Source organism: Streptomyces sp. WG7 (assembly GCF_049975785.1).
Taxonomy (GTDB): domain Bacteria; phylum Actinomycetota; class Actinomycetes; order Streptomycetales; family Streptomycetaceae; genus Streptomyces.
Genome location: NZ_JBNGGE010000027.1, coordinates 40675 through 65732, shown reverse-complemented (window position 1 = coordinate 65732; position 25058 = coordinate 40675). Strand labels below are relative to the sequence as shown.

Here is a 25058-nt window from a genome sequence, read left to right as displayed (position 1 = left end):
GGCCGCCGTCAGTCCGGCTGCCCGGCCAGCAGCCGGTCCGCGATCTCCTCGACGCGCTCGCGCAGCCCCTCCTGGCTCTTGCCGCCGTCGAGGCGCTCGCCGCCGATCACGTACGTGGGGGTGCCGGTCACGCCGATCGCCTTGCCCTCGGCCTGGTCGGCGTCGACGATCAGGATGTGCCGGCCGTCGATCAGCGCCGTGTCGAACTCCTCGGCGTCCAGTCCCAGTTCCCGGGCCACCTCGACCAGGAGGGCTTCGCCCTTGCGGTCCAGCTCCGCGACCCGCTCCAGCACGGCCTCCGCGTACGGCCATCCCAGCCCCTGGGCCACGGCCTCCTCGGCGGCCTGGGCGGCGGCGAAGGAGTGCCTGTGCTTCTCCAGCGGGAAGTGCCGCAGGCGCAGCTCCAGACGGTCGCCGTAGCGGGCGCGCAGCGCGCGGAGGTCGTCCAGGGCGGTGTGGCAGTCCGGGCACTGCAGCTCGCACCAGACGTCGAGGACGGGCGGGGCGGGACGGGCGGGGGAGGAGTCGCTCATGGCCCCCATTCTCCCAGCCCACGGGAGGGCGCCCCGACCACCGGCGTGCGGCGGTCACCGGCACCTGGGGAGGAGCCGACCCCTAGATCTCCCTGATCTCGGGCCGGAGCATGGCCTCACGGCGCTCGGACGGTGCAGGATGGAAGGGACAGAAGTACTCATGCCGACCCGAGCCCAGCCTGGAGGACCGGATGATTGCCGAGACCGTCTGCTCCGCGGTGTCCGCGGCCGGCCTGGGCATCGCGGCGATCACCGCGTACCGCAGGCGTTTCCTCACCGCGGCCCGTATCGCCGCCTACTCACTCGTGCCGATCGGTCTGGTGATGACCGGGGTCGTCGAGTGGCTGGCCGACACGGCCTTCAGCCCGGTGGCCTGGGCCGGCTTCGCGGTGCTGGGTGTGTCCTGGCTCCTCTTCACGACCACGCGCACCGTGGAACGCCGTCGCGGCGGCACCCGCAAGGAACGCAAGGAGGCCCGCGCCGCGGCACGGCGCGACGCCGTCGCCCCGGCGGCCTCGGAACCCTCCCTCGGCCCCGGGACCCGGCCGACGCCCCGGCCCGCGTCCCGTCCGGCGAACACGTCCCGCGGCGAGGACGACTTCAGCGACATCGAGGCGATTCTGAAGAAGCACGGTATTTGACCCCGCGCCGTCGGCTGCCCTTCTCCACGGCATAGTGGTCCGAGCGCGTCATCGCGCGCTCCGGAACGGTCACAACATGAACCGGACATCACGGAATTCAGGGAACCCCCGGTCGAAACGGGCGTGTTGATCGCTTGGGCCCTGGACGCTGCGTCATGATCGCGGCGAGATGCAGGACACCACTCAGCTGGATGCCCAGCTGGACACGAGACAGAGCGAAACCGCGCCAACGCAGAGCGAACCGCGCGGCTGCCTCTTCGCCCTTTCCCAGCCACCGCTCATGATCTTCCTTGCGGTGATCGGGTGTCTGCTGCTCATGGCCGCGTTGCACGACCTGCTGTTGCTGTGAGCCGTACCCGCGTTCCCCGGCGCCACCCGCCGGGGAACGCGTCGCCATCGAGCACCGGATGTCCGTGCCGGACCGGGAACGGCGAGTCAGCCGGCCGCTTCCTTGCGCCGGGCGCGGTAGGCGGCCACGTGCAAGCGGTTTCCGCATGTGCGGCTGTCGCAGTACCGCCGGGAGCGGTTCCGGGAGAGGTCGACGAAGGCGCGGCGGCAGTCGGGGGCCTCGCACCGCCGGAGCCGCTCCTGCTCCCCGGCGACGACGAAGAACGCCAGGGCCATTCCGCAGTCGGCGGCCAGGTGGTCGGCGATGGAGGCGCCGGGCGCGAAGTAGTGGATGTGCCAGTCGTAGCCGTCGTGGTCGGTGAGCCGGGGCGTGGTTCCGGCTGCGGCGACCAAGTCGTTGATCAGTCCCGCCGCGGTCCGCGCCTCGGGTGCCGCGAAGACCGCCGCGAACCGGCCGCGGATCTTGCGCACCGCCGAGAGGTCGAGTTCCGAGAGCACGCCGACGTCGCTGATTTCGTGCTTTCCCACAAATTCCTGGAGGGCCGCGACATCCGGCAGTCCGTCCGGCGCCGATTCGTCCTCCGGCACGGTGTTCACCAGATCCACCACGGTGTCGAGGGCGCACCGGGCATCGTGGGTGATCAGCACATTTCGCTCCCTGGCTGGGGTCGGGCGGGCGCCCGCCGATGCTGGCCGATGGTAGTGGCTTCCGCGGCGGGCGAACCCGGCTCGCACGCCGGTCCCCGCCGTCGGCTGCACGTAACAACGGTGGCTGGCCGGCCTTCGTTCCCCGGCGGGAGCTGGCGGGAGCTGGCGGGAGCTGGCGGGAGCTGGCGGGAGCTGGCGGGAGCTGGCGGGAGCCGGCGGGGAGGCGGCAGGGGCCGTGGGAGGCCGTGGGGGCGGTGGGGAGGCCGGTCGGGGCTCAGCCCGCCCGCCCGCACGCGCACCGGCGCCGCCGCCGCGGGGATCGCGGCGACGACGCCGGTGCGTGCCGTATGCGGTTGTCCGGGCCCGTGCCGTCACCCCGAGTCGACGGCGACGGGCGGCTTCACGGGGCCTCGCCCTAGCTTTCCGCCAGGATGTGCGAGAGCTCCTGATCGAGATCGAAGTGCCGGTGCTCCGTGCCGGGCGGCACGGCGGCGTCTGTGCGCTTCAGGAAGGACTCCAGGGCCCGTGCCGGGGCCTCGAGCAGCGCCTCGCCCTCCGGAGAGCTCAGGGCGATGCACACGACGCCCTGGCCGTGGCTGCGGGACGGCCAGACGCGGACGTCGCCGGTACCGGTGGGGCGGTGGAGGCCTTCGGCGAGGAGGTCGCGGGCGAACACCCACTCGACGGTCTCCTCGGCTCCGGTGTGGAAGGTGGCGTGCACGGCGTAGGGGTCGGCCGTGTCGTACCGCAGGCCTGCGGGGACAGGCAGGGAGGACTCGCTCGACACAACGAGGCGCAGGTGCAGCTCGCAGCTGACCGTGGTGTTCATAAGCGCCAGGGCCTTTCGCTCAGTGTGCGCTCGGGGATTCGCACGTCGGCGAAATCGACATGCCACCTACGGTGCCGTTGTAAACCCCTCTGAGTGTTTTGCGTGTGTTTACGTAACTCTTCCGGCCGAGAGGTCGTTCGGGTCGTGCGCCCATTCCGGTGACAGGTTTCGCTCCGGTAGTGTTTGGCCGTATGAACACGGGGAGTGACAAACACGGCGAAGCAGTCGTGGCGGAGGACCGTACGGGGACGGACGAGGCCACGGTCGACCGCGTGCTCGGCTCGCGGGCGCCGGAATTCATCAGGGCGCGCCGCGCCCTCCATCTGAGCTGGCAGGTCGGCGTCTTCATCGTCGGTCTGGCGGTGGTCATCGCCGGCGCGGCCATGCTGGTGCTGCCCGGACCGGGCTGGGTCGTGATCTTCGGTGGCATGGCGATCTGGGCGACCGAGTTCGTCTGGGCCCAGCTGGTCCTGCGCTGGACCAAGCGCAAGGTCACCGAGGCGGCGCAGCGCGCCCTCGATCCCAAGGTGCGGCGTCGGAACATCATCCTGACCTCGATCGGGCTGGTGATCGTGGCCGCGTTGGCGGGGATCTACCTGTGGAAGTTCGGCCTTCAGATGCCCTGGAAGATCGAGGACCAGTGATCCCGGGCGGGGGTCCGGCGCCCCGGCCCCCGCTGGTCACGGGCACCCCCTGACATGGGGTAATGTTCTTCCTGCGTCCGGGCGATTAGCTCAGTGGGAGAGCGCTTCGTTCACACCGAAGAGGTCACTGGTTCGAACCCAGTATCGCCCACCGGATCATCAGGCGGCCCGGCTCACCATCGTGAGCCGGGCCGCTTTGTCGTGCGGGTGTGTCCGGGCGGCCGCGACGCGTGTCCGGGCGGCCGCCTCCCGGGTGCCCGCGCGGCAGGTCCTGGATGCCCGCGCGGTGAGCTCTGCGGTGCCCGCGCGGTGAGCCCTGCGGTGCCCGCGCGGTGGCTCCTGAGTGTCCGCGCGGGGCGTTCCGGGCCGGCTCTGCCGCCCGCCCCGGCCGGGCGTGCCGCTGTTCCGCTTCCGCCCGTCTTCACCCAACCGTGACCTTCCGTCCCGCCCGCCCCGGCGGCACGGCCGGTGTTCGGCCCGTCGGTCACGCCCCGCCGACCTGGTCGTTTCCCCTCGCTGTCGGCGGTGAGGCCGGAGTCGCGGACTCCGCCGTGCGAGCCCGGCGCCCATGAATTCCTGTCCGAATCATTGACGCGCCCCGGGGCCCTCCGTAACTTGTGCCAGCAAGCGCTTACTTGAAACGATTCATGAGGCGGACGCGACGTCGCGGGGAGGCTCATATGCAGCAGGGCGGGAATGTGGAGAGGCGGACGATCCTCAAAGCGGCGGGGGCCTCGCTGGCCGTCGCGGGGCTGGGGGCGACGGCCACCGCGTGCGGCGGCGGCAGCGGCTCGGGGGACGGAACGGTGACGATCCGTTACTCCTGGTGGGGTGCCGAGGACCGGGCCGAACGCATCAACAAGACCATCGCGCTCTTCGAGAAGAAGTACCCGAAGATCAAGGTCAAGACCGACTTCCAGCAGTACACCGACTTCTGGAAGAAGTTCAACACTCAGGCCTCCGGGGGGAATCCGCCGGACGTCTTCCAGAATGCCATCGGATTCCTCCGCAAATACGACGCGAAGAATGTCCTGCTCGACCTGAGCGAGCAGGTCGAGGCCGGAAACCTGTCCATGGACGGATTCCGGGCGGGCCTGGAGAAGTTCGGTGAGATCGACGGCAAGCTCCTCGGGGTGCCGGTGGGTTCGAACTCGATGGCCATCGTCATCGACAAGCCCGTCTACACCCGGGCCGGCGTCAAGCCCGAACAGGGCTGGACCTGGGACGACTTCGACCAGGCGATGAAGGCGATCCGTGACAGGACCGGCCGGGCCGGGGACAGCGGCATGTACGGCGTCATGTACCTCTACGACCTGTACCTGCGCCAGAACGGCAAGGCCTTCTTCACCGAGGACGGACTCGGCTTCACCGAGGCGGACCTGACCCAGTGGTGGACCAAGGCGGAGAAGGGGCTGAAGTCCGGGCTGTTCGCCGACCCGAAGAAGGTCGTCCAGGTCAAGCCCAAGTCGGCGGTCGCCGCGGAGCTCGCGGGCAGCGAATTCACCTGGGACAACTTCACCGTCCGCTACACCTCCGAGGGCAAGAGCGAGTACGGTCTCGCGCCCATCCCCACCACGGACGGCAAGAAGACCGGCCAGTACCTGGGCTCCCTGATGCTCAGCGCCTCCAAGCGCACTCAGCACCCCAAGGAGGTCGCCCAGTTCATCGACTTCATGGTCCACGACCCCGAGGTCGCCAAGATCATGGGCTATGACCGCGGCGTCCCGACGACGCAGGCCCAGTACGACGCGTACCAGCCGACCGACCCGGTCAACAAGGCGATCGCCGCCTACGAGGAGTCCCTCGTCGAGGCGGGCGTCCTGGAGACCATCACCCCGCACCCGAACGGTGCCGACATCTGTGAGGCCGCGTTCCTACGCGTCGCCGAGGAGATGGCGCTCGGAGAGCGGTCCGTCGACGACGCAGTCAAGCAGTTCTTCACCGAGTCGAAGACGGCTCTCGCCGGCTGATGGGAAGCGCCGTGACACACGCCCCTGCGACGGAGGACCTGGTCAAGGACTCCGAGCCGCGGCACGGTCCGGTGAAGTCCCCGCGCCCCGCCGAGCTGAAGCGGCGGGGCCGCCGGGAGAACCTGGCCGGCTACCTCTTCATGTCCCCCTGGATCGCCGGTTTCCTGCTGCTGACGGCAGGACCGATGGTCGCCTCGCTCTACTTCGCGTTCACCGACTACAACCTCTTCGACGCCCCCACGTGGATCGGCCTGGACAACTTCTCCGAGATGTTCGGCGACCCGCGCTGGCGCCACTCGGTCGAGGTGACCCTGTGGTACGTCGCCGTCGGCACGCCGATCAAGCTGATCGCGGCGCTCGGAGTCGCGCTGCTGCTGGCGCAGAAGCGGCGCGGACAGGCCTTCTACCGGGCCGCCTTCTACGCGCCGTCACTGATCGGCGCGAGCGTGTCCATCGCCATCGTGTGGAAGGCGATCTTCTCGGACGACGCGGTCGTCGACCGTACGCAGCAACTCTTCGGGATCGACGCCGGCGGCTGGACCGGTGACCCCGACCTGATCATCTACAGCCTGGTGGCCCTGACCGTCTGGCAGTTCGGCGCCCCCATGGTCATCTTCCTGGCCGGTCTGAAGCAGGTGCCGCGCGAGCTGTACGAGGCGGCCGACGTGGACGGGGCGGGCAGGCTGCGGCAGTTCTGGAACATCACGCTGCCGATGATCTCCCCGGTCCTCTTCTTCAACGTCCTGCTGGAGACCATCCACTCCTTCCAGATCTTCAGCTCGGCCTACATCGTCGGCGGCGGCGCCGGAGGCAACGCCTGCGGTCCCGCGGACGGCACGATGGTCTACACCTGTTACCTGTACGTCCAGGGCTTCGAGAACAGCCGGATGGGCCTCGCCTCCGCCATGGCGTGGATGCTGCTGGTCGCGGTCGCCCTGGTCACCGCCGTGCTGTTCTGGTCCCAGAAGCGCTGGGTGCACTACGAGGAGGGCGGCCGATGAGCGCGCAGGCCACCGATGTCACACCGGCCCCGTCCACCAGGGCGGCCGCGTTCCGGCGCAAGCTGCCCGGGTCGCTCGCCTGGCATCTCGGGTCGCTGGCGATCCTCGCGGTGATCCTCTACCCGGTGCTCTGGGTGATCGGCGGCTCCTTCAAGGAGAGCGGCGACATCGTCGGCAGCCTGGATCTCTTCCCGGCCGATCCGATCGTCTCCAACTACACGAGCCTCGCCGACGGCATCGCGGACATCTCGATCTCCACGTTCTTCTTCAACTCGCTCTTCCTCGCCGTCGGTTCGGTGGTCGGGATCGTGGTGTCCTGCTCCCTGACCGCCTACGCCTTCGCGAAGATCAGGTTCACGGGCCGCAATCTGCTGTTCACGCTGATGATCGGCACGCTGCTGCTGCCGTACCACGTACTGCTGATCCCGCAGTACGTGCTGTTCCGCAACCTGGACATGATCAACACGTACACCCCGCTGCTGCTGGGGAAGTACCTGGCCACGGAGGCGTTCTTCGTCTTCCTGATGGTGCAGTTCATGCGCAACCTGCCCAAGGAACTCGACGAGGCGGCCCGTCTCGACGGCTGCGGGCACTTCCGCATCTACTGGTCGATCGTGCTTCCGCTGTGCCGGCCGGCGCTGATCACCAGCGCGATCTTCACCTTCATCAACTCCTGGAACGACTTCATGGGGCCGCTGATCTACCTCAACGAGCCCAGTAAGTACACGGTCTCCCTGGGCCTGAAGATGTTCGTGGACCAGGAAGGCCTGGCGAACTACGGCGGCATGATCGCCATGTCGCTCGTCGCCCTGCTGCCCGTACTCGCCTTCTTCCTCGCCTTCCAGCGCTACCTGATCGACGGCATGGCGACGTCCGGTCTGAAGGGCTGAGGTGAACCGATCATGACCGAGGCACGCGCCGAGGCCCGCGCCGAGCGGGGGGAGTCACGGTTCGCCGAGGGGTTCGCCCTGTTCGCCGAGTGCCTGCTCACCGGAGTATGGATCGCGGTGGCCTCGCTGCCGCTGGTCACCTACCCCGCCGCGTTCGCGGCCGGCGCGCGGCACCTCGGGCGCCGGCTCGCCCATGAGCGCGGCGGCTGGCGGGAGTTCACCGCCGACTTCCGGGTGGCGGTGCGCCGCGGGTGGCTCGTCGGGCTCGCCGGGTGGGCCGCCCTGGCCGCGGTCTGGGTGGACGTACAGGCCGTACGCAGCGGTCTGCCGGGCGGCCCGTTCGTGGGCGCCGTCGGAGTGTCCGCCCTGATCGGCGCGGCCGTGGCCGGACTGCGCGCGACGGCGGCCTGGCGGCCCGGCGCCTCCTGGCGGTCGCTGCTCGCGCAGGCAGGACGCCGCACCGTGCTCGACCCCGCCGGCTCCTTCCTCATCGTCGGCGGGCTGGCCGTCGTGGTCTGCTCCGCCTGGTTCAGCGCGCCGCTGGCGGTCGCCGTCCTCGGCGCCGTCGCGGCGGCGGCCGTCGCCGTGGAGGAGCGCTACCGGCGCCGCTGACGGCGGCGCCCGCCCGCCCACCCGCCCGAGCCGGCACGCCGGCGTCGGGGGCTCGGCTGTCATGCCCGTGACAGCGCCCTTACGAGCACCTGACGAGTTCTGAGTCATGTCCGTGAGAGCCCGCCCACGCATTCGGAGCCATGCCCATGGCAGCCCGTCGTACGTCAGCGCCGTGCCCGTGACGGCGCGCCGCACGTCAGCGCCGTGCCCGTGACAGTCCGCCACGCGTCAGAGCCATGCCCTTGACACCCCCCGCATCCGCACGGAACGGAAAGGAAAGGCCATGTCCCCCATCCCCCGCAGGTCCCTCCTCAAGGCGGCGGCCGTCGCCGGCGCCGCCGCCCAGTTCAGCTGGGCACTGGGCGCGAAGTCCGCCCAGGCCGCACCCGCCGCCAAGGACGGCGACGCCGACCCGGTCACCCTGACCTGGCTGGAGGACGGCGGCCTCGGCGCCGCACCCGGCTCCACCGTCGGCGTCCCGTGGCCCAAGGGCACGTACCGGGAGGACCAGACGTTCGCCGTCACGGACGCGGACGGCAAGGCCGTGCCCTCGCAGTCCTGGCCCCTCGCCTACTGGCCGGACGGCTCCCTGAAGTGGACCGCGCACGCCGTCGGCTCGGGCAACGGCGAGCTCACCCTGACCGCCGGCACCCCCGCCGCACCCGCGAAGAAGATCACCGTCGACCAGCGCGGCGGCACCATCGACATATCGACCGGCGCCATCACCGCCAGAATCGGCAAGTCGGGGTCGACACTGATCAAGTCGGTCACCAGAGGCTCCACCGAGATCGCCAGGAACGGACGCCTCGTCCTGCTGCGCCAGCCCGAGATCGAGGACGGCGACCAGGGCACGGTGAAGTACGAGCGCTTCGACGGCGCCATCGACGAGGTGAAGGTCGAGCAGGAGGGCCCGGTCCGCGCCGTCGTCCGCATCGACGGCAGGCACCGCAAGGGCGGCCGGAGCTGGCTGCCCTTCTCCATCCGCCTCTACTTCTACGCGGGCGCCGACTCCTTCCGCATGGTGCACACGATCACGTTCGACGGGAAGCAGGAGCCGGGCAAGGCGAGCGGTGACTTCATCCGCGGCCTCGGTGTCCGCTTCACCGTGCCGATGCGCGACGAGTCCTACGACCGGCACATCCGCATCGGCGGCGAGGGCACCGGCCTGCTGCGCGAGGCCGTCAAGGGCATCACCGGCCTGCGCCGCGACCCCGGAGCGGCCGTACAGGCGGCACAGTTCGCGGGGGAGAAGCTGCCCGACCCCGCCACCTGGGACCAGCGCGTCACCACCCGCCTGAAGTACATCCCGGAGTGGGGCGACTACACCCTCTCCCAGCTCTCCGCCGACGGCTTCACCCTGCGCAAGCGCACCAAGAAGGGCCACGGCTGGATCGGCGCCGGCGGCGGCCGGCGCGCCTCCGGCTTCGGCTACGTCGGCGGGGCGAGCGGCGGACTCTCCTTCGGCCTGCGCGACTTCTGGGAGAAGCACCCCGCCCAGCTCGACATCCGCGACGCCCAGACCGACGAGGCCGAGGTCACCCTCTGGCTCTGGTCGCCCGAGGCCCAGCCCATGGACCTGCGCTTCTACCACGACGGCATGGGCCAGGACACCTTCCCCGAGCAGATCGAGGGACTCAACATCACCTACGAGGACTACGAGCCCGGGTTCGGCACCCCCTACGGCATCGCCCGCACCTCGGAGCTGATGTTCTGGGCCAACGCCTCGACACCCAGCGCCGAGACCCTCGCCGAGCAGGTCGAGGCGGTGCGCGTGCTGCCGCAGCTCGCCGCCCCGCCGAAGCAGCTCATCAAGGCCGGCGTCTTCGGCCCCGGCCTCTACTCCGAGCCCGACCGCTCCACACCCGCCAAGGCGAAGATCGAGGACCACCTCGACTTCCTCTTCACCTACTACAAGGACCAGGTGGAGCAGCGCCGCTGGTACGGCTTCTGGGACTACGGCGACATCATGCACACCTACGACACCGTCCGGCACCAGTGGCGCTACGACGTCGGCGGCTACGCCTGGGACAACTCCGAGCTCTCGCCCGACCTGTGGCTCTGGTACGCCTACCTGCGCTCCGGCCGCGCCGACATCTTCCGCTTCGCCGAGGCCATGACCCGGCACACCGGCGAGGTCGACGTCTACCACCTCGGCGAATGGGCCGGCCTCGGCACCCGGCACGGCGTCCAGCACTACGCCGACAGCGCCAAGCAGCAGCGCATCGCCAACACCACCTACCGGCGCTACTACTACTTCCTCACCGCCGACGAACGCGTCGGCGACCTCATGCACGCCAACGTCGACTCCGACGAGACGTTCCTCGCCCTCGACCCGCTCCGCAAGATCCGCACCGAGCCCTACACCCCCGACCGCAACGCCCTGTCGGTCGGCTTCGGCACCGACTGGAGCGGCCTGGTCTCGGCGTGGCTGACCGAGTGGGAACGCAAGGGCCCCAAGTGGGAGAAGGCCAAGGCGCGCGTCCTGTCCACGATGGAGACCATCGCCGCCCAGCCCAACGGCTTCGTCCAGGGCAGCGGCCTGTACGACCTGGACACCGGCCGGTTCGCGGTCGCCGAGACCCCGAAGGTCGAGGTCTCCCACCTGTCGGCCGTCTTCGGCCTGAACGAACTGTGCGCCGAGCTGATCGACCTCGTCGACATGCCGGAGTTCAACGAGGCGTACTACGACTACTGCCGCTACTTCAACGCCTCCAAGACCGAACAGGCGGCCCGCTACGGCAGCAACTTCGGCAGCCTCATCCTCTTCCAGGGTCACTCGCGCCTCGACGCCTACGCGGCCGTACGGACCGGGGACGAGAAGCTCGCCGCGCGCGCGTGGCAGAAGTTCTACGCCTCCGACGGCTACAAGGAGTCGGCGCCCTGGAAGACGGAGAAGCTGAGCGGCCCCGTCGCGCTGGTGCCGGGCAGCGAGGCGACCTGGGTGTCCACCAACGACACCGCGCTCTACGGCCTCGCCGCCATCGAGAACCTGGCACTCCTCGGCGACAGGATGCCGTGACCGGCACGTGACGGGCGCGGGCTCGGGCACACTCCACAGGTGGACTGGAACCATTACCGATTCCTCAGCCTGTGGGCCCTGCCCGCGCCCGCCCCGGCCGTCTACCGCTCGCTGGAACGGATCGAGGACTACCCCCGCTGGTGGCCCCAGGTGCGCGAGGTCACCCGGCTCGGCGACACCGGCGGGGTCGTCCGCATCCGTTCGCTCCTCCCGTACGACCTGACCACCACCCTGCGCGAGCGGCGGCGCGACCCGGCGGCGGGCGTGCTGGAGGTCGCGATCGACGGAGACATGGAGGGCTGGGCGCGCTGGACGGTCGCCCCGCGCGGCTCCGGCGCCCTCGTCCGGTACGACCAGGAGGTCGACGTACGCAAGCCACTGCTGCGTCGCCTCGCCGTGCCCGGGCGCCCCCTGTTCCGGGCCAACCACCGGCTGATGATGCGGGCGGGGCGGCGCGGACTGGCGGCCCACCTGCAAGCGGTTTGAAGAGAGAGCGCCGGGCCCTGTATTGTTCAGTGCGTTCCCGGGCGATTAGCTCAGTGGGAGAGCGCTTCGTTCACACCGAAGAGGTCACTGGTTCGAACCCAGTATCGCCCACCGGGAAAAGCCGGTCCGCCGCATGGCGGGCCGGCTTCTTCGTGTGATCACGCCGCCGTCGGCAGGTCCGGCCGCAGCGGCCAGGCCGGGTCCACCGCCTCCTCGGTCCCGTTCAGCGCGAACCACGCCTGGAGCCCCCGTGCCTGCCCCGCGTGCCACACCGCCTGGAGCGAGTGCAGCTCGGCGGCGGACAGACGCTCCAGCCGCGCCGGGAATCGGCGCCCCACCGCCCGCACGACCTCCAGCGCGGCCCGCGCGTCGGCCGCCGCGTCGTGCGCGCCCTCCAGTTCGACGCCGTAGTGCGCGCACAGGTCGGTCAGGGTGCGGCGGCCCTTGCGGTAGCGGTCCAGGTGCTTGTCGAGCACCCGCGGATCCAGCACGTGCAGGGACGTCCGTTCCAGCCAGCGGCCGAGGGAGCAGTCGCGGTGCCGGCGCAACTCCCGGTCCAGCAGCGTGAGGTCGAACGGCGCGTTCATCACCACGAGCGGACGCCCGGCGCGGGCCTGCTCGGCCAGCGCCTCGGCCATCTCCCACATCACCGGCGCCGGCCAGCGACCGTGGCGCTGCACATGCTCGTCCGTCAGCCCGTGCACGGCCGTCGCCGCCCGCGGCACCGGCACCCCCGGGTTCACCAGCCAGCGGGTCACGCGCGGCCGCAGGCCCGGCGCGTCCTGGACGACGAGGGCGGCCGACACGATCCGGTCGGTCTCGACGTCCACACCCGTCGTCTCCGTGTCGAAGGCGGCCAGCGGCCCCTCGAACCAGCTCGTCATAGGGCACTCAACTCCTCGTCCGGACACGGCCGCTGACGCGCCGTCCTCTGTCCCGGTTCGGTGATACCCGCACTGTTTGCGGCGTACGCCGGAAGGACACAACAGGAGTGAGGGTCTTGCCAGTTCACAGGCCCGCAGCGGGGATTCACCAGTTCTGGAAGGCTGTTGGCCATGGCCATAGCGCAGCCCGAACGGGGCGGGCTGCTGCCCGAGCGCACCGCGCCCACTCGCGGCTCCCTCGCCACCACCGCCTGCATGGAGACCTTGCAGGTCGGCTACCTCCACGCGGTCGCCGCGGCGGCGGGCTGCTCGCTCTCCCAGCCCTTCCCCGACAACGGCATCGACTGGCACGTCAGCCACAGCGCCCCCGGGCACACGGTCGACGACGAGGTCACCATCAAGGTGCAGCTCAAGGCGACGTACCAGATCCCGCCGGGCCCACCCGGCCGCTCCTTCTCCTTCACGCTCGACAACGAGCACCTGGTGAAGCTCGCCCGCACCCCGGTCTCGGTGCACAAGATCCTGGTCGTGATGATCGTCCCCCGGTCCCGGGACCAGTGGCTGCGGGCCGGTCACGACCGGCTCGACCTCAGGCACTGCTGCTACTGGACCAACCTCGCCGGACATCCGGTCACCGGCCGGCGGCGCACCACCGTGCGGATACCGACCGCGCGGATCTTCGACGACCGGGCGCTGTGCGAGATCATGACGCGGGTCGGGACGGGAGGGAAACCATGACGCACCGCCCGACCGGGGAGCCGCTGCCCCACCCCGTCGACGGCGCCGCCTGGAGCGAGGACCACCCGCCCGAGTCCGGCACCGTCGACCCCGCCGTCCTCACCGCCCTGCTCCACCGGCACGGCTGGCGGCGGCGCGGTGGCGCCCCCGGCCGCTACGGCCGCTGGACCCCGCCCGGCCCGGGCGCCGGCGCCACCAGCCTGCTGGTGCCGGTCAGCCGAGCCTTCCCCGACAGCGACGACCTGCTCGGCGAGGCGCTGCTCGCCCTGTCCCGCAGTGGCACGCCCGCCGCCCGCGAGATCCTCGTCTCCCTCGCCGTACCCAGCGACGAGATCCGCTGGGGGCGCGACGTGCCGACCGGTCCCGGCGACACCCCGCCCTGGACCGTGGAGGAGCAGCTGCGCTCCGCCGCCCGCCGGATGCTGCTCGCCGGAGCGCTCGCCACGCGCGCGCGGGCCGGCTACTACGGCGCCCGGCACCGGCGGGCCGCCGCCGAGGCCCTGGAGAACGTCCTGGTCGGACCCGCCTCCGGCGGCCGCCGGCTCACGGCGTTCGTGCCGGTCACCACCGGCCGCCCGCTCGCCGTACGCCTCCACCAGGCGCTGCACGCCGCCCGTGAGGCCGTCGACTACCGGCGGGCCACCGGCGGCATGGAGGCCTTCGACACGGCCGTCGCGGCCGGCGTCAGCCACGAACTCACCGAGGCGCTCGTCACCCTGGTCCGCGGCACGGAGGGAGCGTGGATCGCCGTCGGCTGGGCGCCGGCCGCAGGCGTCCCCGAGGGCTGCGCCGCCGTCACCGAGCCCGTCGGGTTCTCGCCCGGCGACCTGCCCGCGCTGCGCGAGGCCGCCGCCCGCTACCTGAGCGTGGAGCCGTCCGTACCGGTGCGGATCACCGGCACCGTCGTCCGTATGCGCCGGCCCGGACCGCGCGGCGCGGGCACCGTACGGCTGCGGGTGCTGGCCGGCGCCGACGTCCCGCACGTGCGGATCACGCTGGACGAGGAGGCCTACCGGATCGCCGGGCACGCCCACCTCGTCGGGTTGCCGGTGCGGGTGCTCGGCCGGCTGGAGAGCCGGGGCGGATTCCGCCGGCTCACCGGCGCCTGCGAGATCGCTCCCGTACAGGTCGACGACGCGGAGCGGGACCGGCTGCTGAAGGCGGTGCAGGAGCACGTCGAGGTGGCGGCCTTCTTCGAGGAGGCCTGCGCAGGGGACTGCGAGGACTGACCGCCCGGGCCGACGGCGGGAATGATTTCGCGATGCACGGGCCCGGGTCGGTACGATCGCCCTCATGCGTGCGCTTTGGTATGGCGCCGCGGCCCCACCTTCAGTCAGGAGAGACCGGTGTCAGACGTCCGTGTGATCATCCAACGCGATTCCGAGCGGGAAGAACGCGTGGTGACTACGGGCACGACGGCCGCCGAGCTCTTCGCCGGCGAGCGCTCGATCGTCGCCGCCCGCGTGTCCGGTGAGCTCAGGGACCTTTCCCACGAGGTCGAGGACGGCGAGACCGTCGAGGGCGTCGAGATCTCGTCCGAGGACGGCCTGAACATCCTGCGCCACTCCACCGCGCACGTCATGGCGCAGGCCGTGCAGGAGCTGTTCCCCGAGGCCAAGCTGGGCATCGGCCCGCCCGTCAAGGACGGCTTCTACTACGACTTCGACGTCGAGAAGCCCTTCCACCCCGATGACCTCAAGGCCATCGAGAAGAAGATGCAGGAGATCCAGAAGCGCGGCCAGCGCTTCTCGCGCCGCGTCGTCACCGACGACGAGGCCCGCGAGGAGCTCGCCGACGAGCCGTACAAGCTGGAGCTGATCGGCCTCAAGGGCTCCGCGTCGCACGACGACGGCGCGGACGTCGAGGTCGGCGCCGGCGAGCTGACGATCTACGACAACCTGGACGCCAAGACCGGCGAGCTGTGCTGGAAGGACCTCTGCCGCGGTCCCCACCTGCCCACCACCCGCAACATCCCGGCGTTCAAGCTGATGCGCAACGCCGCCGCCTACTGGCGCGGCAGCGAGAAGAACCCGATGCTCCAGCGCATCTACGGCACCGCCTGGCCGACCAAGGACGAGCTGAAGGCGCACCTGGAGTTCCTCGCCGAGGCCGAGAAGCGCGACCACCGCAGGCTCGGCAGCGAGCTGGACCTGTTCTCGATCCCGGAGCAGATCGGCTCAGGCCTCGCCGTCTTCCACCCCAAGGGCGGCGTCATCCGCCGGGTCATGGAGGACTACTCGCGGCGCCGCCACGAGGAGGAGGGCTACGAGTTCGTCTACACCCCGCACGCGACGAAGGGGAAGCTCTTCGAGACCTCGGGCCACCTGGACTGGTACGCCGACGGCATGTACCCGCCCATGCAGCTCGACGAGGGCGTGGACTACTACCTCAAGCCCATGAACTGCCCGATGCACAACCTGATCTTCGACGCGCGCGGCCGCTCGTACCGTGAACTGCCCTTGCGGCTCTTCGAGTTCGGCACGGTCTACCGTTACGAGAAGTCGGGCGTCGTGCACGGCCTGACCCGGGCCCGCGGCTTCACCCAGGACGACGCGCACATCTACTGCACCCGTGAGCAGATGTCGGAGGAGCTCGACAAGACGCTCACCTTCGTGCTGAACCTGCTGCGCGACTACGGACTGACCGACTTCTACCTGGAGCTGTCCACCAAGGACCCGGAGAAGTTCGTCGGCAGCGACGAGGCCTGGGAAGAGGCGACGGAGACGCTGCGCCAGGTCGCCGAGAAGCAGGGCCTGCCCCTGGTCCCGGACCCGGGCGGCGCCGCCTTCTACGGCCCGAAGATCTCCGTCCAGACCAAGGACGCCATCGGCCGCACCTGGCAGATGTCGACCATCCAGCTCGACTTCAACCTGCCGGAGCGCTTCGACCTGGAGTACACGGCCGCGGACGGCAGCAAGACCCGCCCGGTCATGATCCACCGCGCGCTGTTCGGCTCCATCGAGCGCTTCTTCGCGGTGCTCCTGGAGCACTACGCGGGCGCCTTCCCGGCGTGGCTGGCCCCCGTCCAGGCGGTCGGCATCCCGGTGGGTGACGCTCACGTCGAGTACCTGGAGAAGTTCGCCGCGGAGGCCAGGACGAAGGGCCTGCGGGTGGAGGTCGACTCCTCCTCGGACCGTATGCAGAAGAAGATCAGGACGGCCCAGAAGCAGAAGGTCCCGTTCATGATCATCGTGGGTGACGACGACATGAACGCGGGCACGGTCTCCTTCCGCTACCGCGACGGTTCGCAGGAGAACGGCATTCCGCGGGACCAGGCGCTGGCGAAGCTCGCCGACGTGGTGGAGCGCCGTATCCAGGTGTGACGTGCTCCCCGTGATCGCGGGATCGGCCCCCGGGAGGCGCTCCCGGGGGCCCTTTCGGTTCCCGGGCCCCGACGCCATATGCTGCACGCATGACGAGTGAGCCGGAGCAGCAGCTGGGAGTGGGGACGCCGGACGCGTTCCAGCGTCTGTGGACGCCCCACCGGATGGCCTACATCCAGGGCGAGAACAAGCCGAGCGGCCCCGGTGCCGACGACGGCTGCCCCTTCTGCTCGATCCCGGCGAAGTCCGACGAGGACGGACTGATCGTCCGGCGCGGCGAGCTGGTCTACGCGGTGCTCAATCTGTACCCCTACACCGGCGGCCACACCATGGTCGTGCCCTACCGTCATGTCGCCGACTACACGGATCTGACGGAAGGGGAGACCGCGGAGCTCGCGGAACTCACCAAGCAGACCATGACGGTGTTGCGCAGAGCCTCCGGGGCTCACGGTTTCAATGTGGGAATGAACCAGGGCACGGTGGCCGGCGCGGGCATCGCTGCCCACCTTCACCAGCACATCGTGCCCCGGTGGGGCGGTGACTCCAATTTCATGCCCGTCGTCGGCCAGACGCGGGTCTTGCCACAGCTGCTGGGGGACACCCGCAAGATGCTGGCGGAGGCGTGGCCCTCCGCCTAGCATCCCGCAGGGCCCCTGCAGCGGGGCCTACGCGTTGTACAGGTCCGCTTTACCCGGCGTGGGATCCTGCACGGCCGTGCTCAGGAACGCCGACCGCGATCCGAACTTCTCCGTGTCCACGCCGTTCTCCTCCAGCACCTTGATCGCCGCCGAGTGCACCACCCGCAGCACCGGCGTGGCCGCCCGCAACGCGTCGTCGGCCATGAAGCGGTGCCGCCACGGCTGGTCCGCCCACGCGTGCCGCAGCCCGAACGGCTCCGGCAGCCCGATCGTGCCGCCGAGCCAGTTCAGCAGCGGCGGATACCAGGTGAGCGGAGCCCGGACGGCGAGCCGGACCACCTCGTTCGCGGTGACCAGGGGGAGCATGACCTTCCGCGTCTCCCACGGCTTGAACGACTTGGCGACCTCCTTCGAGGGGGCCTCCGGCCCGGTGGTGAAGAGCGGGTTCACCGGGCCCAGCGCGTGGCCGGTGACCTCGATGCGCAGCGTCTCGTACAGCACGGTCACGGTGATCAGCATGGTGATGACCAGCTGACCGTCCCACAGCGTCCACTGGACGCCCAGGTAGTGCCGGTCGCCCGCGCTGAACTGCTGCTTGTTGCAGATGTCCTGTATCGCGTGCGGCTTGACCTGGTAGGCCTCGACGTCCGTGCCCTCCGGGCGGGACACCGCCTTGGCGTTCTCACCGATCGGGGTCACCACCCAGTGCCGGATGGACGGCTTCGGGAAACCGCCGGTGTTCAGCGGGCCGCGCTCCAGCATGCGCAGCTGGTCGTGGATGGACCGGACGACGTCCCAGCTGCGGAAGGGGTGGATCTCCCGGGTCGGGTCGGCCGGCACCAGGTCCTCGGCGAGCTGCCAGCTGCCCCAGCGCGTGCCCATGCCGAGTATGCCCTTGGGGCCGGCGTAGAAGACGGAGTTGGACTGCTGCTCGGCGCCGAGCTTGGCCAGGGACTGGCGCAGCTGCTCGGCCGCCGTCTCGCCCGGATTGCTGGGTACCGCCTCCGGCACCTTGGCACCGACGCCGGCGCCCGACAGGAGGCCCGCCCAGCGCTCCCGCAGGTCCTTCGCCGTGCCCTCGCAGATCCGCTTGGCCCAGAACCAGCCGATGACGGGCATCACGACCGCGGCACGTGCGTACCAGGCCCAGAAACCGCCGAAGGGCATCTTGACGAGGAACAGCACGGCCAGCGCGGCTATCGCCACGAGCACCGCGGTGCCCAGGGCACCGGCCTGCTTGTTCTCCGTCTTGGCGACGGTGGTACGGATCTGGAAGCCGATCAGCCAGACCAGCATGCCGGGCAGGAACAGCAGGCCGCACACCACGATCACCATGGACAGCCGGGCGTCGCGCGCCTTGCGGATGCCGTTGGCCGCCAGGCAGTGCTCGACGACCACCTGCGGTTCGGCGCCGAACGACTGGATGAGCGGCTTGCGGCCGCTGCCCAGCATCCGGTCGGCCACCGCGCGGGAGAAGGCCTCGCCGAGGTTGGGACGGAAGATCGTGGCCCAGGACCGTCCCCCGTTGACGGCCGTCTGGTGCCACTCGTTGTCGGCCTTCTTGATCTCCTCCATCGGGTTGTCCCGGTAGGCGGCCGAGGCCAGCGCGAAGGTGGCCGTCTGCCCCCCGTCGTCCGTACGCGGCACCTGCGGCCCGAAGAAGTCCGCGTAACCGCCGTCACCGGTCATTCCCGCCCCCGATCGCCACCACTGTCGTCCTGCGGCCTTCCCGACTTCCCTGCCCCGCACACCTGTTGATCAGGTCATCAGCGTATCCGCCACCACCGACATGCGTCACCGGACCTTCGAAGACGCCCCCTGCGCGCGCGGGTTGACCCGCAGGTGCGCCGTCGCGCGCCGGGGGAGCGCGGTTCCGGCGCGGGGGCCCGCACCGGTCTCCGCAGTGCTACGACGCCGCCCGCGGCTCCTCCCGGAGACGTTCCGCGATCTGCGGCGGCATCGGTTCGTGCCGCGCGTAACGGCGGTCGAAGCGCGCGGTGCCGTGCGAGAGGGAGCGCAGGTCCACCGCGTACCGGCCGATCTCGATCTCCGGAACCTCGGCCCGGACCAGGGTCCGCCCGCCGCTCGTCTGCTCGGTGCCGAGCACCTTCCCGCGCCGGCCGGACAGGTCGCTCATCACGGCGCCCACATAGGCGTCACCGACCAGCACGTTCACCTCTGCCACGGGCTCCAGCAGGTGGATCCTCGCCTCGGCCGCGGCCTCCCGCAGCGCCAGCGCGCCGGCCGTCTGGAAGGCGGCGTCGGAGGAGTCCACCGAGTGCGCCTTGCCGTCGAGCAGCGTCACCCGCACGTCGATCAGCGGATGGCCCGCGGCGACGCCCTTGGCGGCCTGCGCGCGTACGCCCTTCTCGACGGACGGGATGAACTGCCGGGGCACCGCGCCTCCGACCACCTTGTCGACGAACTCGATGCCCGAGCCGCCCGGCAGCGGCTCCACCTCGATCTCGCAGATGGCGTACTGCCCGTGCCCGCCGGACTGCTTCACGTGCCGCCCACGCCCGGCCGCCCTGTCCCCGAACGTCTCCCGCAGGGACACCCGGTGGGGTACGACGTCGACCTGGACGCCGTAGCGGCCGCGCAGCCGTTCGAGCGCCACGTCGGCGTGGGCCTCGCCCAGGCACCACAGGACCACCTGGTGCGTGTCCTGGTTCTGCTCCAGGCGCATCGTCGGATCCTCGGCCACCAGCCGCGCCAGCCCCTGGGAGAGCTTGTCCTCGTCGGGTTTGCTGTGCGCCTGGATGGCGAGCGGCAGCAGCGGGTCGGGCATCTCCCACGGGGCCATCAGCAGCGGGTCGTCCTTGGCGGAGAGCGTGTCCCCGGTCTCCGCGCGGCTCAGTTTGGCCACGCACGCCAGGTCACCCGCGATCACGTGCGAGACCGGCCGCTGCTGCTTGCCGAAGGGGGTCGACAGGGCACCGATCCGCTCGTCGACATCGTGGTCCTCGTGGCCGCGGTCGGCCAGCCCGTGCCCGGAGACGTGCACCGTCTGGTCGGCGCGCAGGGTGCCGGAGAAGACGCGGACCAGCGAGATCCGTCCGACGTACGGGTCGGAGGACGTCTTGACGACCTCCGCGACCAGCGACTCGTCGGGATCGCACATCCGCAGCTCGCGCGGGCGGCCGTCAGGCGTCGTCACCTGCGGCGCCGCGCGCTCCAGGGGGGTCGGGAAGCCGCGCGTGACCAGCTCCAGCAGCTCGACCGTGCCGAGCCCCTGCCGGGCGCCCTCGGCCGCGGGGGCGGCGGCCAGTACGGGGAAGAACACCCCGCGCGCCACGGCCCGCTCCAGGTCCTCGATGAGCGTCTTGACGTCCACCTGCTCGCCGCCGAGATAGCGCTCCATGAGGGTCTCGTCCTCGCTCTCCGAGATGATCCCCTCGATCAGCATGGAGCGGGCCTCGTCGATCAGCGGCAGTTGCTCCTCGCCCGGCTCGGACTCCTCGCGCTCGCCGGACGCGTAGTCGAACAGCTTCTGCGAGAGCAGCCCGATCAGGCCTGTCACGGGGGCGTGCCCGTCCGGCGCCTGCGGTCCGTGCAGCGGCAGGTACAGCGGCAGGACGGCGTCGGGATCGTCCCCGCCGAAGGCCTCCGCGCAGATCCGCGTCATCTCCTCGAAGTCGGCGCGGGCGGACTCCAGGTGCGTGATCACGATGGCGCGCGGCATACCGACGGCGGCGCACTCGTCCCACACCATGCGGGTCGAACCGTCCACCCCGTCGGAGGCCGAGACGACGAAGAGGGCCGCGTCCGCCGCCCGCAGACCGGCCCTGAGTTCACCGACGAAGTCGGCGTACCCGGGGGTGTCCAGGAGGTTGATCTTGATGCCGTCCCATTCGACCGGCACCAGGGAGAGCTGTACGGAGCGCTGCTGCCGGTGCTCCATCTCGTCGTAGTCCGAGACGCAGCCGCCGTCCTCGACGCGGCCCGCCCGGTTCACCGCTCCCGCCGTCAGCGCGAGAGCTTCCACCAGAGTCGTCTTGCCCGATCCGGAGTGGCCGACCAGCACCACATTCCGTACGGACGTGGGACGGTCGGCCGCCGTTGCCCTTCCGGCGGCTCCGGGGTGGGTGTGTGCCTTGTCGCCCATGTTCCTTGCCTCCCGTACACGGTGAGGTCACTGGGAGCGCGGACACGCGGGACCGCGTGCACTGGCGGCTCCGGCGACGCCCGCGGTCCTTCGAGCTTTCCACTCCCGTCACGCCGCGTCCATACGACGGCCCCGATCACGCCGCCCACCGGCCGCCCGGCAAGGGGGGCAGGGTGCCCGTCCGTCGCCCACGCGCGCGCGTGGCTACGATGGGCCAGCCGGTGGCCAGCAGGGGCCGCGGCCACACCGACCGTCGGGAAGGCCATGCTGAACAAGTACGCGCGTGCATTTTTTACGCGTGTCCTCACACCGTTCGCCGCGTTTCTCATCCGCCGGGGCGTCAGCCCCGACGCGGTCACACTGATCGGCACCGCCGGTGTGGTCGCGGGCGCGCTGGTCTTCTACCCCATGGGGGAGTTCTTCTGGGGCACGGTCGTGATCACGCTCTTCGTCTTCTCCGACCTCGTCGACGGCAACATGGCGCGCCAGCTCGGCCGCTCCAGCCGCTGGGGCGCCTTCCTGGACTCCACGCTGGACCGGGTCGCCGACGGCGCGATCTTCGGCGGCTTCGCCCTCTGGTACGCGGCCGGCGGTGACGACATCGTGCTGTGCGCGGTGTCGATCTTCTGCCTGGCCAGCGGCCAGGTGGTGTCGTACACCAAGGCGCGCGGCGAGTCGATCGGCCTGCCGGTCGCCGTCAACGGACTGGTCGAGCGTGCCGAGCGGCTCGTCGTCTCGCTGGTCGCGGCCGGTCTCGCGGGACTGCACGCGTTCGGTGTGCCGGGCATCCAGTACCTGCTGCCGGTCGCCCTGTGGATCGTCGCCGTCGGCAGCCTCGTCACGCTGATCCAGCGCGTCGTCACGGTCCGCCGGGAGGCTGCCGAGGCGGACGCCGCCGCGCAGGAGAACCAGGGCACCGAGGCGGCGAAGTGAGCGTTCGGGACCGGTTGACCGACGCCCTGTACGGAGCCGGGTGGAGCACCGTGAAGAAGCTCCCCGAGCCGGCCGCCGTACGGCTCGGCCGCCTCGTCGCGGACATCGCCTGGAAGCAGCGCGGCACGGGCGTACGGCGTCTGGAGAGCAACTACGCGCGCGTGCTGCCGGACGCGGGCCCGGAACGCCTGGCCGCCCTCTCGCGCGCGGGCATGCGCTCGTACCTGCGCTACTGGATGGAGTCCTTCCGGCTCCCCGCCTGGAGCGCCGAGCGGATCAAGGCCGGCTTCGCCGCCAGGGACCTGCACCACCTCACCGACGGCATGGACGCGGGCAAGGGCGTGATCCTCGCCCTCCCGCACCTGGCCAACTGGGACCTCGCCGGGGCCTGGGTCACCACCGGGCTCGGCATCCCCTTCACGACGGTCGCCGAGCGTCTCAAGCCGGAGACCCTCTACGACCGCTTCGTCGCCTATCGCGAGGGTCTCGGCATGGAGGTCCTGCCGCACAGCGGCGGCACCGCCTTCGGGACGCTGGCCCGGCGGCTGCGCGACGGCGGCCTGGTCTGCCTGGTCGCCGACCGCGACCTGTCCGCCTCCGGGGTGGAGGTCGAGTTCTTCGGTGAGACGGCCCGCATGCCGGCCGGTCCCGCCCTGCTCGCCCAGCAGACGGGCGCACTGCTGCTGCCGGTGACGCTCTGGTACGACGACTCGCCCGTCATGCAGGGCCGGGTGCATCCGCCGGTCGAGGTCCCGCGGTCAGGTACGCGGGCCGAGAAGACGTCTGTCATGACACAGGCGCTGGCCGATGCCTTCGCCACGGGGATCGCCGACCACCCGGAGGACTGGCACATGCTCCAGCGTTTGTGGCTGAAGGACCTCGACCCCGCCAAGGCCCCGGCGCCGGCCGACGGGCAGGGCACGTCGTGAGGATCGGCATCGTCTGCCCGTACTCCTGGGACGTACCGGGCGGCGTCCAGTTCCACATCCGGGACCTGGCCGAGTACTTCATCCGTCTCGGCCACGAGGTCTCCGTGCTCGCCCCCGCCGACGACGACACCCCGCTGCCCCCGTACGTCGTCTCGGCCGGCCGAGCGGTGCCGGTGCCGTACAACGGCTCGGTGGCCCGGCTGAACTTCGGCTTCCTGTCGGCGGCCCGGGTACGGCGCTGGCTGCACGACGGCGCCTTCGACGTCATCCACATCCACGAGCCGACCTCGCCCTCGCTCGGCCTGCTCACCTGCTGGGCGGCGCAGGGCCCGATCGTGGCGACCTTCCACACGTCCAACCCGCGCTCCCGCGCGATGATCGCCGCGTACTCGATCCTCCAGGCCGCCCTGGAGAAGATCAGCGCCCGGATCGCGGTGAGCGAGTACGCCCGCCGCACCCTCGTCGAGCACCTCGGCGGGGACGCGGTCGTCATCCCCAACGGCGTCGACGTCGACTTCTTCGCCGACGCCGAGCCGAAGCCCGAGTGGCAGGGGGACACGATCGGCTTCATAGGGCGCATCGACGAGCCCCGCAAGGGCCTGCCGGTACTGATGCGGGCCCTGCCGAGGATCCTCGCCGCCCGCCCCCAGACCCGGCTGCTGGTCGCCGGGCGCGGCGACGAGAAGGAGGCGGTGGCCTCCCTGCCCGCCGAACTGCGCTCCCGGGTGGAGTTCCTCGGCATGATCAGCGACGAGGACAAGGCCCGCTTCCTGCGCAGCGTCGACCTGTACGTGGCGCCCAACACCGGCGGCGAGAGCTTCGGGATCATCCTCGTCGAGGCCATGTCGGCGGGCGCCCCCGTGCTCGCCGCCGACCTGGACGCGTTCGCCCAGGTCCTGGACCGGGGAGCGGCCGGCGAGCTGTTCCCCAACGAGAACGCCGACGCACTGGCCGACGCGGCGGTGCGGCTGCTGGCGGACCCGGAGCGCCGGGCGGCACTGCGGGAACGGGGCAGCGCGCACGTACGGCGCTTCGACTGGTCCACGGTCGGCGCGGACATCCTGTCGGTCTACGAGACGGTCACGGCGGGCGCGGCGGCGGTGGCGACGGACGACCGGGCGACGGGGTTCAGGGCACGATTCGGCCTGGCGAGGGACTGAGAACCCGGTCCGCTTCTCCGGCCCGTCCTGCCTCTCCGGCCCGCCCCGCCTCTGAAGCCCGTCCGGTCTCCCCAACACCCGGCGACGCCCGCACCGAGGTACCCGGCCGGCCCGGCGGAGCGCTCCCGTAGGGTTGCGGTCCGTGACCGCAACCCTGATCTGGATCCTGGTCGCCCTCGTCGCGATCGGCCTGTACCTGAGCTGGACGGCGGGGCGGCTCGACCGCCTGCACGCCCGGATCGACGCCGCCCGTGCCGCACTCGACGCGCAGTTGCTGCGCAGGGCGTCCGTGGCCCAGGAACTGGCCACCTCGGGCGTGCTCGACCCGGCGGCCTCCATCGTCCTGTACGAGGCCGCGCACGCCGCCCGGCAGGCCGAGGAGGAGCAGCGCGAGGTCGCCGAGAGCGAGCTGAGCCAGGCCTTGCGGGCCGTGTTCGCCGATCCGCCGCAGGTGGACGCCCTGCGCGCGGCGCCCGGTGGCGAGGAAGCGGCCCACGAGCTGGCCGAGGCCGTACGGCGCGTCCCGATGGCCCGGCGTTTCCACAACGACGCGGTGGGAGCCGCCCGCAGGCTGCGCGAGCACCGGAAGGTCCGCTGGTTCCGTCTCGCCGGACACGCGCCCTTCCCGTTGGCCTTCGAGATGGACGACGAGTCGCCGGCGGCCCTGGTCGACAGGGCGGCTTAGCGGCCCCGGCCGGGCCCCGCGTTCCCCGGCCAGGCCCCGCGT

At 71.0% G+C, this 25058-nt stretch carries 23 protein-coding genes and 2 tRNA genes; 19 read left to right on the top strand and 6 right to left on the bottom strand.

Annotated elements, in window-relative coordinates:
• Nucleotides 1-8: 8 nt before the first annotated feature.
• A complete protein-coding gene (locus ACP4J0_RS24470; protein ID WP_426600822.1) occupies nt 9-533 on the bottom strand; it encodes a DsbA family protein in 525 nt (174 codons plus the stop codon).
• A gap of 191 nt (nt 534-724) precedes the next feature.
• Here ACP4J0_RS24470 and ACP4J0_RS24465 point away from each other — a divergent pair, with 191 nt between their 5' ends.
• Both ACP4J0_RS24465 and ACP4J0_RS24460 read left to right on the top strand, forming a co-directional pair.
• Nucleotides 725-1174, top strand: coding sequence for a hypothetical protein (locus tag ACP4J0_RS24465; protein WP_426600821.1), 450 nt, complete (start codon nt 725-727; stop codon nt 1172-1174).
• Nucleotides 1175-1343: 169 nt separating this feature from the next.
• Entirely contained in the window at nt 1344-1523 is a 180-nt protein-coding gene (locus ACP4J0_RS24460; RefSeq protein WP_426600820.1) for a hypothetical protein, read from the top strand.
• Between the two features lie 86 nt (nt 1524-1609).
• Here the strand turns inward: ACP4J0_RS24460 and ACP4J0_RS24455 are convergent, their stop codons facing one another.
• Together ACP4J0_RS24455 and ACP4J0_RS24450 are read right to left on the bottom strand one after the other, a co-directional pair.
• Nucleotides 1610-2170 (bottom strand): CGNR zinc finger domain-containing protein, encoded by a 561-nt coding sequence (locus ACP4J0_RS24455; protein ID WP_426600819.1) that lies wholly within the window; start codon nt 2168-2170, stop codon nt 1610-1612.
• A 415-nt stretch (nt 2171-2585) separates the two neighbouring features.
• The gene (locus tag ACP4J0_RS24450) at nt 2586-2999 is read right to left on the bottom strand and encodes an SsgA family sporulation/cell division regulator (protein WP_004002642.1); all 414 of its coding nucleotides are present in this window, start codon (nt 2997-2999) and stop codon (nt 2586-2588) included.
• A gap of 191 nt (nt 3000-3190) precedes the next feature.
• Between ACP4J0_RS24450 and ACP4J0_RS24445 the strand changes: the two genes are divergently transcribed.
• The 9 genes from ACP4J0_RS24445 (at nt 3191) to ACP4J0_RS24405 (ending at nt 11732) form a co-directional block, all read left to right on the top strand.
• Entirely contained in the window at nt 3191-3643 is a 453-nt protein-coding gene (locus ACP4J0_RS24445) for a TIGR02611 family protein (RefSeq protein WP_426600818.1), read from the top strand.
• A 79-nt stretch (nt 3644-3722) separates the two neighbouring features.
• Nucleotides 3723-3794, top strand: a tRNA-Val gene (locus ACP4J0_RS24440).
• Nucleotides 3795-4323: 529 nt separating this feature from the next.
• The gene (locus tag ACP4J0_RS24435) at nt 4324-5613 is read left to right on the top strand and encodes an ABC transporter substrate-binding protein (RefSeq protein WP_426600817.1); all 1290 of its coding nucleotides are present in this window, start codon (nt 4324-4326) and stop codon (nt 5611-5613) included.
• Nucleotides 5613-6614, top strand: a complete 1002-nt coding sequence (locus ACP4J0_RS24430) for a carbohydrate ABC transporter permease (RefSeq protein ID WP_426600816.1) — start codon at nt 5613-5615, stop codon at nt 6612-6614. The genes ACP4J0_RS24435 and ACP4J0_RS24430 overlap by 1 nt, the downstream gene beginning before the upstream one ends.
• The gene (locus ACP4J0_RS24425; protein WP_426600815.1) at nt 6611-7504 is read left to right on the top strand and encodes a carbohydrate ABC transporter permease; all 894 of its coding nucleotides are present in this window, start codon (nt 6611-6613) and stop codon (nt 7502-7504) included. The genes ACP4J0_RS24430 and ACP4J0_RS24425 overlap by 4 nt, the downstream gene beginning before the upstream one ends.
• Before the next feature lie 12 nt (nt 7505-7516).
• Nucleotides 7517-8116, top strand: a complete 600-nt coding sequence (locus ACP4J0_RS24420) for a hypothetical protein (protein ID WP_426600814.1) — start codon at nt 7517-7519, stop codon at nt 8114-8116.
• Between the two features lie 283 nt (nt 8117-8399).
• A complete protein-coding gene (locus tag ACP4J0_RS24415; protein WP_426600813.1) occupies nt 8400-11135 on the top strand; it encodes a Tat pathway signal sequence domain protein in 2736 nt (911 codons plus the stop codon).
• Between the two features lie 39 nt (nt 11136-11174).
• A complete protein-coding gene (locus ACP4J0_RS24410; RefSeq protein WP_426600812.1) occupies nt 11175-11621 on the top strand; it encodes an SRPBCC family protein in 447 nt (148 codons plus the stop codon).
• 39 nt (nt 11622-11660) lie between these two features.
• Nucleotides 11661-11732 (top strand) — tRNA-Val (locus ACP4J0_RS24405).
• 47 nt (nt 11733-11779) lie between these two features.
• On the opposite strand, the gene ACP4J0_RS24400 is transcribed toward ACP4J0_RS24405, so the two are convergent.
• Nucleotides 11780-12505 carry a 3'-5' exonuclease gene (locus ACP4J0_RS24400; RefSeq protein WP_426600811.1) on the bottom strand — a complete coding sequence of 242 codons (726 nt, stop codon included), beginning with the start codon at nt 12503-12505 and terminating at the stop codon, nt 11780-11782.
• 171 nt (nt 12506-12676) lie between these two features.
• Here ACP4J0_RS24400 and ACP4J0_RS24395 point away from each other — a divergent pair, with 171 nt between their 5' ends.
• The 4 genes from ACP4J0_RS24395 to ACP4J0_RS24380 all read left to right on the top strand — a co-directional run bounded on the left by ACP4J0_RS24395 (nt 12677) and on the right by ACP4J0_RS24380 (nt 17204).
• Nucleotides 12677-13243: a DUF4365 domain-containing protein gene (locus ACP4J0_RS24395; protein WP_426600810.1), complete on the top strand. Its 567-nt coding sequence runs from the start codon at nt 12677-12679 to the stop codon at nt 13241-13243.
• The gene (locus ACP4J0_RS24390) at nt 13240-14472 is read left to right on the top strand and encodes a hypothetical protein (RefSeq protein WP_426600809.1); all 1233 of its coding nucleotides are present in this window, start codon (nt 13240-13242) and stop codon (nt 14470-14472) included. Before ACP4J0_RS24395 ends, ACP4J0_RS24390 begins: the two co-directional genes overlap by 4 nt.
• Nucleotides 14473-14589: 117 nt before the next feature.
• On the top strand, nt 14590-16566 hold the full coding sequence (gene thrS, locus ACP4J0_RS24385) for a threonine--tRNA ligase (protein ID WP_426600808.1): 1977 nt from the start codon (nt 14590-14592) through the stop codon (nt 16564-16566).
• 89 nt (nt 16567-16655) lie between these two features.
• Entirely contained in the window at nt 16656-17204 is a 549-nt protein-coding gene (locus tag ACP4J0_RS24380; RefSeq protein WP_426600807.1) for an HIT family protein, read from the top strand.
• A 27-nt stretch (nt 17205-17231) separates the two neighbouring features.
• Here the strand turns inward: ACP4J0_RS24380 and ACP4J0_RS24375 are convergent, their stop codons facing one another.
• Nucleotides 17232-18893: a hypothetical protein gene (locus tag ACP4J0_RS24375; protein WP_426600806.1), complete on the bottom strand. Its 1662-nt coding sequence runs from the start codon at nt 18891-18893 to the stop codon at nt 17232-17234.
• A 217-nt stretch (nt 18894-19110) separates the two neighbouring features.
• Entirely contained in the window at nt 19111-21309 is a 2199-nt protein-coding gene (locus ACP4J0_RS24370) for an elongation factor G-like protein EF-G2 (RefSeq protein WP_426600805.1), read from the bottom strand.
• Between the two features lie 264 nt (nt 21310-21573).
• On the opposite strand from ACP4J0_RS24370, the gene pgsA reads away from it, so the two are divergent.
• The 4 genes from pgsA (at nt 21574) to ACP4J0_RS24350 (ending at nt 25016) form a co-directional block, all read left to right on the top strand.
• Nucleotides 21574-22242, top strand: coding sequence for a phosphatidylinositol phosphate synthase (pgsA, locus tag ACP4J0_RS24365; protein ID WP_426600804.1), 669 nt, complete (start codon nt 21574-21576; stop codon nt 22240-22242).
• Nucleotides 22239-23171: a phosphatidylinositol mannoside acyltransferase gene (locus tag ACP4J0_RS24360; RefSeq protein ID WP_426600803.1), complete on the top strand. Its 933-nt coding sequence runs from the start codon at nt 22239-22241 to the stop codon at nt 23169-23171. The genes pgsA and ACP4J0_RS24360 overlap by 4 nt, the downstream gene beginning before the upstream one ends.
• Nucleotides 23168-24331, top strand: coding sequence for a glycosyltransferase family 4 protein (locus ACP4J0_RS24355; RefSeq protein ID WP_426600802.1), 1164 nt, complete (start codon nt 23168-23170; stop codon nt 24329-24331). The genes ACP4J0_RS24360 and ACP4J0_RS24355 overlap by 4 nt, the downstream gene beginning before the upstream one ends.
• Before the next feature lie 142 nt (nt 24332-24473).
• Nucleotides 24474-25016 carry a hypothetical protein gene (locus tag ACP4J0_RS24350; protein WP_426600801.1) on the top strand — a complete coding sequence of 181 codons (543 nt, stop codon included), beginning with the start codon at nt 24474-24476 and terminating at the stop codon, nt 25014-25016.
• Nucleotides 25017-25058 lie beyond the last annotated feature (42 nt).

Bases quoted from the DNA above. Each gene is read 5' to 3' on its own strand.
- ACP4J0_RS24370 (WP_426600805.1), bottom strand. From the start codon at position 21,309: ATGGGCGACAAGGCACACACCCACCCCGGAGCCGCCGGAAGGGCAACG.
- ACP4J0_RS24400 (WP_426600811.1), bottom strand. From the start codon at position 12,505: ATGACGAGCTGGTTCGAGGGGCCGCTGGCCGCCTTCGACACGGAGACG.
- ACP4J0_RS24395 (WP_426600810.1), top strand. From the start codon at position 12,677: ATGGCCATAGCGCAGCCCGAACGGGGCGGGCTGCTGCCCGAGCGCACC.
- ACP4J0_RS24380 (WP_426600807.1), top strand. From the start codon at position 16,656: ATGACGAGTGAGCCGGAGCAGCAGCTGGGAGTGGGGACGCCGGACGCG.
- ACP4J0_RS24460 (WP_426600820.1), top strand. From the start codon at position 1,344: ATGCAGGACACCACTCAGCTGGATGCCCAGCTGGACACGAGACAGAGC.
- ACP4J0_RS24450 (WP_004002642.1), bottom strand. From the start codon at position 2,999: ATGAACACCACGGTCAGCTGCGAGCTGCACCTGCGCCTCGTTGTGTCG.
- pgsA (WP_426600804.1), top strand. From the start codon at position 21,574: ATGCTGAACAAGTACGCGCGTGCATTTTTTACGCGTGTCCTCACACCG.
- ACP4J0_RS24430 (WP_426600816.1), top strand. From the start codon at position 5,613: ATGGGAAGCGCCGTGACACACGCCCCTGCGACGGAGGACCTGGTCAAG.
- ACP4J0_RS24465 (WP_426600821.1), top strand. From the start codon at position 725: ATGATTGCCGAGACCGTCTGCTCCGCGGTGTCCGCGGCCGGCCTGGGC.
- ACP4J0_RS24375 (WP_426600806.1), bottom strand. From the start codon at position 18,893: ATGACCGGTGACGGCGGTTACGCGGACTTCTTCGGGCCGCAGGTGCCG.
- ACP4J0_RS24470 (WP_426600822.1), bottom strand. From the start codon at position 533: ATGAGCGACTCCTCCCCCGCCCGTCCCGCCCCGCCCGTCCTCGACGTC.
- ACP4J0_RS24445 (WP_426600818.1), top strand. From the start codon at position 3,191: ATGAACACGGGGAGTGACAAACACGGCGAAGCAGTCGTGGCGGAGGAC.
- ACP4J0_RS24420 (WP_426600814.1), top strand. From the start codon at position 7,517: ATGACCGAGGCACGCGCCGAGGCCCGCGCCGAGCGGGGGGAGTCACGG.
- ACP4J0_RS24415 (WP_426600813.1), top strand. From the start codon at position 8,400: ATGTCCCCCATCCCCCGCAGGTCCCTCCTCAAGGCGGCGGCCGTCGCC.
- ACP4J0_RS24435 (WP_426600817.1), top strand. From the start codon at position 4,324: ATGCAGCAGGGCGGGAATGTGGAGAGGCGGACGATCCTCAAAGCGGCG.
- ACP4J0_RS24390 (WP_426600809.1), top strand. From the start codon at position 13,240: ATGACGCACCGCCCGACCGGGGAGCCGCTGCCCCACCCCGTCGACGGC.
- ACP4J0_RS24425 (WP_426600815.1), top strand. From the start codon at position 6,611: ATGAGCGCGCAGGCCACCGATGTCACACCGGCCCCGTCCACCAGGGCG.